Source organism: Fuchsiella alkaliacetigena, from assembly GCF_023227765.1.
GTDB classification, from domain to species: Bacteria; Bacillota; Halanaerobiia; order Halobacteroidales; family Acetohalobiaceae; genus Fuchsiella; species Fuchsiella alkaliacetigena.
In genome coordinates this window covers 1-6,588 of sequence record NZ_JALKBZ010000085.1, presented here as the reverse complement: position 1 = coordinate 6,588, position 6,588 = coordinate 1, and the positions used below count along the sequence as shown (strand labels likewise).

Sequence of the window (6,588 nt, the reverse complement as noted above, 5' to 3'; positions counted from 1 at the left end):
TTTTTGCTTTTAATTATAGCATCTTAAAGGGAAGAAATTAAATCTATTTTAGAGTTCTTTCTTGCGATTGCCCTGAACATAAGTCTTTCTTCGACACTAAAACTTTAGTTAAAAAATAAGATCTAGCCTAATACTAGACTAGATCTTATTTAAATCAATATACATTTATAGCAAGTTACTCCTAGCGCTATACCTTTTCTACACTAACAGCAGTTACCTTCAACTCAGGAATCTTAGCTTTAGGATCCAACTCATCATTAGTCAGTCTATTAGCTGGACTCTCTACAAAGTGGAAAGGCATAAATACTTCGCCAGGCTTAACTCTAGTTCCAATTCTAGCGTAGGTTTCTACCTCGCCTCGACGTGAAGCTACCTTAACTCTATCTTTTTCCTCAATTCCTAACTCAGCAGCATCCTGCTTATTAATCTCTACATAAGCATCTGGTTCATGAGCATCAACCGCAGCAGAACGTCTAGTCATACTACCAGTATGATAGTGATAGAGCATTCTACCAGTCATCATAATATAAGGATACTCATCATCGGCTGCTTCAATTGGCGGAGCATGTTCTACCGCATGGAACTTACCTTTGCCGTGAGCAAACTCACCTTCATGCAAGAACTTAGTTCCCGGATGATCCTGATCAGGACAAGGCCACTGTAACTCTTCATTCTCTAATCTATCGTAGCTAATACCACCATAAATTGGTGTTACTTCAGCAATTTCATCCATTATTTCCGCCGGAGAATTAAGATCCATCTCATAGCCCATCTTCTCAGCTAACTCACAGATAATCTCCCAGTCTGACTTAGCTACACCTGGAGCCTCTACAGCTTTATTAATCTTTTGAATTCTCCGCTCAGAGTTAGTAAAGGTACCTTCTTTTTCAGCAAAACAGGATGCTGGTAAAACAACATCTGCATATTCAGCCGTTTCAGTTAAGAAGATATCCTGAACCACTAGAAATTCAAGCTTTTCTAAAGCTTCTTCTACGTGATGCTGATCTGGATCAGAAAGCACTGGGTTTTCACCCATAATATATAAGCCTCTGATATCTCCCTTATCAGCAGCATCAAGCATCTCTACTATAGTCAAGCCAGCTTGACCATCTAATTCCACACCCCAAGCTTTCTCAAATTTATCTTTAATCTCAGGGTCTTCAACGCTTTGATAACCTGGATATACATTAGGCAGTCCACCTAAATCACAGGCTCCCTGTACATTATTTTGACCGCGTAAGGGATTAACCCCACCGCCTTCTTTACCTACATTTCCAGCTAACATGGCTAAGCTAGCTACAGTTAATACATTATCAGTACCTGACTTATGCTGTGTTATACCCATAGAGTAATAAATAGCTGCTACATCTACCCCGGCATATAGCTTAGCCATCTCAATAATATCTTCAGCTTTAACTCCAGTAATTTCTTCTACCTTTTCCGGAGGATAATCTTTCACCATTTCCTTAACTGCCTCAAAACCCTCTGTTCTACTTTTAATATACTTTTGATCATGTAATCCTTCTTCAATGATTACGTGCATCAGCCCGTTCAATAAGGCAATATCAGTACCAGGCTTTTGCTGAACAGCAACATCAGCCTCTTTAGATAATTCAATTTCTCTAGGATCAGCAACTATTAAGTTAGCTCCATTGCGAACTGCTTTTTTGATCATACTACCGATCACTGGATGAGCTTCCGTAGTATTAGAACCAGTAACAAAGATTGTATCTGCTTTTGCTACCTCTTCAATAGAATTAGTCATTGCTCCACTACCAAAACTTGCGGCTAGACCAGCCACTGTAGAGGAGTGTCATAAGCGGGCACAGTGATCTACGTGATTTGTACCAAGAACACCTCGCATAAACTTTTGGAATAAATAGTTTTCTTCATTGGTGCACTTAGCTGAAGCTAAGCCAGCTAAAGCTGCTCCGCCATCCTCATCTTTAATTTCACTGAACTTCTCTGCTACATAATCCAAGGCTTCATCCCAAGTAGCCTCCTGAAGCTCACCATCTTTTTTAACTAAAGGCTTACTCAAACGATCCGGATGATCAACAAAGTCATAAGCAAAACGACCTTTAACACAAGCTTCTCCTAAAGGATTTGGATGATCTTTATCATAGATCGAACCAACCTGAACAATCTGATTATCCTTCACCCTCAATTCAAGTTGACAGCCAACTCCACAATACGGACAAGTAGTCTCTACCTTTTCAAATTCATGCACTCTACCTTTGCCCTGAGCCGGCTTATAACTAAGAGCTCCTGTTGGACAAGCTTCTACACACTGTCCACAAAAAACACAGTTCGAATGTTCACCACCAAGCCCCTCTTCTAAAGGCGTAGCTATTACAGATTCTGAACCTCGATTAGCAAAATCAATAGCATCAGAGCACTGAATATGATTATCTACTCTAACACATTTTCCACAGAGAATACATTTATTAGGATTAAACTGAATAAATGGATTTTTGTCCTTAATTGCAAACTGAGCCTTCTCCATAGTACCAAAAGCTGGATTGCTGATTCCATATTGATAAGCCAAAGACTGTAATTCACAGTTTCCATCAGCATCACAGGTCATACAATCATTAGGATGCTCTGATAACAATAACTCTATATTCATCTTCCGAGCATCTTCTACTAACTCAGTATCTAGTTCAATCTCCATCCCCTCACTAGCAGGCGTTATACACGAAGCCATTAAACTTCCACTCTGGGCGTCTTCAACTAAACAGACTCGACAAGACCCATGCTCTTCTAAATCAGGATGGTGACACAGAGTTGGAATATCAAAGCCGAGTTTTTCAGCCGCATCTAAAACTGTAGCTCCAGCTTCGACTTCAACTTCCTGATCATTTATCTTTAAAGTAATAGTCTCCATCTTTTTATCACTCCCCCAAATTATTTATTCTTGAAAAATTGCATCCGTTGGACATTCATCTACACAGCTTCCACAGACAATACATGCTTCAGGATCTATAGTATGAACCTCTTTCTTTTCACCTTCAATTGCATCAACTGGACAGACATCTACACAAGAAGTACAACCAACACAGTCCTCTTCATCAATTACATAGGCCCCTAATAAAGCCTGACAGGCACCAGCTGGACACTCCTCATCATAGATATGAGCTTTATATTCATCTTCAAAGTATCTAAGTGTACTCAAAACAGGATTAGGAGCTGTTTGTCCTAAGCCACATAAGGAGCTGCTTTTAATATTTTTAGCTAGGCGTCTCAGTAGCTTGATATCTCCCTCTTTACCTTCACCCTCAGTAATTCGCTCCAATATTTGTAACATTCGCTTAGTTCCGATTCGACAAGGAGTACACTTACCACAGGACTCGCTTTGAGTAAAGTTGAGGAAAAATCTAGCTACATCTACCATACAAGTATCCTCATCCATTACCACTAATCCACCAGAGCCCATCATAGCTCCTGCTTCAATTAAAGAATCATAATCGATAGGTAAGTCTAATTTATCTTCAGGCAAACAACCACCGGAAGGTCCGCCAATTTGTACTGCCTTAAATTCTTTATCGTCGCCAATTCCGCCTCCAATATCATAAATGATCTCTTTCATACTAATTCCCATTGGTACCTCTACTAAACCAGTATTATTGATTTTTCCAGTTAAAGCAAAAACCTTAGTTCCTTTACTATTTTCTGTCCCGACAGAACTAAATTCTTCAGCACCTTTTAAAATAATATCTGGAATATTAGCAAAGGTCTCTACATTATTAATATTAGAAGGCTCTCCCCATAGTCCTTTTTGAGCTGGGAAAGGCGGTCGTGATCTAGGCATACCTCGTTCTCCCTCGATAGAAGCCATTAAAGCTGTTTCCTCACCACAGACAAAAGCTCCCGCACCAGCCTTAATATGCAGTTCAAAACTAAAGTCTGTATCGAAAATATTCTCACCTAATACTCCCGCTTCATTAGCCTGATCAAGAGCTCTTTGTAAACGCTCAATAGCTAGTGGATATTCTGCTCTCACATAGACATATCCTTCATCAGCACCAATAGCATAAGCATTAATCACCATACCTTCTATAATCCGATGTGGATCACTTTCCAATAAGCTCCGATCCATAAAAGCTCCGGGATCACCTTCATCAGCATTACAAATAACGTATTTCTTATCGCTTTGGGCATCACGAGCAAACTGCCACTTCATTCCTGTAGGAAAGCCACCTCCACCTCGACCTCGTAAGCCAGAATCCTTAACCTCATCTATTACTTCCTCAGGTTCTAGCTCAGTCAAGGTTTTCTTCAATGCTTGATAGCCATCCTGCTCTTTATAATCCTCTATTTCATGCGGATCGATATGACCACAGTTTGCTAAAGCAATTCTTTGCTGTTTTTGATAAAAGTCTATCTCTTCATAATTTGAAATACTTTCTTCAGTCACCGGGTCTTTATATAACAAACGATCTACAATATTATCATTTTGAAGATGTTCTGCTACTAACTCTTCTACATCTTCAGGCTCTACTTGACAATAAAATACTCCCTTTGGATAGACAATTACTAGTGGCCCTTTTTCACAAAAACCATGGCAACCAGTCTGAACTACCTTTATTTCATCTGCTAAACCATTACTACTCAATTCATTTTCTAAAGCATCCATTACTTCTTGACAGCCTGAAGAAACACAACCTGTTCCGCCGCAGACCAAAACTTGTGAACGATAAGTTGAATCTTTCATTCCACTATCCCCCCCTGATTACTTAAAATAATTAACCATTTATCATTAATAATTAATTCATCTTCTTCAAAGTACACTATTATACTAAATAACTCCCCTTTCAGCTTTAGCTATTCACCTCCAAACCTCAATATAGTTGATCATTCATATTGAGCTATAATTTCTGGTACGTCATCAGGTACTAAACGACCGTGAGTATTGTCATTAACCATAATTACAGGTGCCAAACCACAGGCTCCTATACAGGCTACTGATTCCATAGTAAACTTTAAGTCCTCAGTAGTTTCATCAGCTTCAATCCCTAATTCATCTTTAAATTTCTCCAAAATCTTGCTGCCACCCCTAACGTGACAGGCAGTTCCCATACAAATCCTAATAATGTTTTCACCGCGTGGCTCTAGATGAAACTGCGAATAAAAAGTTACTACTCCATAAACTCGACTAAAAGGCAAATCCAAACCTGCTGCTATTTCTGCCAGAATCTCTGCTGGCAGATAGCCATACTCCTCCTGAGTATCCTGCAAAACAGGAATCAAGTCTTTCTGCTTACCATCATAGTTCTTTAATACTTCCCTTAGAGGCGCAAGATACTCTTCTTTGTTCTGCTCTGAATTACCACAAGCACAATCCATTTTTTATTCCCTCCTTCATTTTTTTAAGTTTAAATAATAAAACTTTCTGAAAATTTAACTTATAACTTATAACTTTATAACTAGTAACTTAAATTAATATGTAATTTACAGCCTTTTAATAGTAAAAAGCTTAGCTTAAGAGCTCTATCTTTTATCAGTTAGCAGCATTTTTAAAGCTTCTATTAGCTTTGATTTTATAGTAAATTTATCATTTTAAATTGATCATAAATCAAGAATATAACCACTCACATTATATCAAATATCTTAAACTTGTCAATAAATTGCAAAAAAATAACATTTATAACCTGATATAAAAAATCAAAGCGTAGTAGGTGTTGAAAACTGTTAATTAAATTAAAAAAGAGTTTATATCTATTATATATAATTCATCACTAGTCTGTTTATTCCTGCTTAAAAACCAAAAATCACTGCTTAAATACTCAATCTACAAAGCTGAAATTTCGTTATCCATTTCACATAAAAGATAGCAGCTTTTCATTAAAAAGCTGCTATCTTAGTAAGATTAAGAATAAGCGAAAAGATATCAAGATAATAAGGCTCTTAAATCCTTGATTTTTTCTATAATATCCTCGGCTTCTAAAATTTCTGTTACCAAAGCCATACACTCTGCTCCGCGCTGCTGTACCTGCTTAATGTTATGCTCCTTAATTCCACCAATAGCTACAAAGGGAAGTTCTATATTTTCTACTACGTATTCCAGATACTCAAAACCTACGGGAGCACAAACATCCTCCTTGGTATCAGTAGCAAAAATCGGGCCCACCCCGATATAATCAACCCCTTTTTGTTGAGCCTCTTGGGCTTCTGTTGGTGAATGAGTAGAAAGCCCAATAATCATCTCTGGCCCTACTAATTCTCTAACTACTTCTACTGGCAAATCATCTTGACCCACATGTACCCCTTCGGCCTCTACTGCCAAAGCCAAATCCACGTGATCATTAACGATTAAACTAGCTTCTGCTTCTTTAGTCAACTCTCTAATCTGTAGCAGCTGCTGATACTTTTCAGCCTTGCTTTTTTTCTTATCTCGATACTGAATAATCTCTACTTCTGCTGCTAACATTGACTCAACTACTTCAATATTGCTTCTGCCTTGAGAATACTCTTCGGCAGTAATACAGTATATATCTGTAAGCATTTTATAATCCTGCTTATAAAAATCTATACAAAACTAACTATAGACCACAATTTCACAGGATTACAATTGTGTAGGATGCAATC

General features: G+C 38.0%; 4 protein-coding genes. All 4 read right to left on the bottom strand.

Going from position 1 to position 6,588, the window contains the following annotated elements; translation table 11 throughout:
- Positions 1 to 187 precede the first annotated feature (187 nt).
- Positions 188 to 2,887 carry a formate dehydrogenase subunit alpha gene (gene fdhF / locus MWH30_RS13265; RefSeq protein WP_248664576.1) on the bottom strand — a complete coding sequence of 900 codons (2,700 nt, stop codon included), beginning with the start codon at positions 2,885 to 2,887 and terminating at the stop codon, positions 188 to 190.
- Positions 2,888 to 2,911: 24 nt separating this feature from the next.
- Positions 2,912 to 4,714, bottom strand: coding sequence for an NADH-quinone oxidoreductase subunit NuoF (gene nuoF / locus MWH30_RS13260; RefSeq protein WP_248664575.1), 1,803 nt, complete (start codon positions 4,712 to 4,714; stop codon positions 2,912 to 2,914).
- Between the two features lie 140 nt (positions 4,715 to 4,854).
- Positions 4,855 to 5,346: an NADH-quinone oxidoreductase subunit NuoE gene (gene nuoE / locus MWH30_RS13255; RefSeq protein WP_248664574.1), complete on the bottom strand. Its 492-nt coding sequence runs from the start codon at positions 5,344 to 5,346 to the stop codon at positions 4,855 to 4,857.
- A 544-nt stretch (positions 5,347 to 5,890) separates the two neighbouring features.
- Positions 5,891 to 6,505 carry a thiamine phosphate synthase gene (gene thiE / locus MWH30_RS13250; protein ID WP_248664573.1) on the bottom strand — a complete coding sequence of 205 codons (615 nt, stop codon included), beginning with the start codon at positions 6,503 to 6,505 and terminating at the stop codon, positions 5,891 to 5,893.
- Positions 6,506 to 6,588 lie beyond the last annotated feature (83 nt).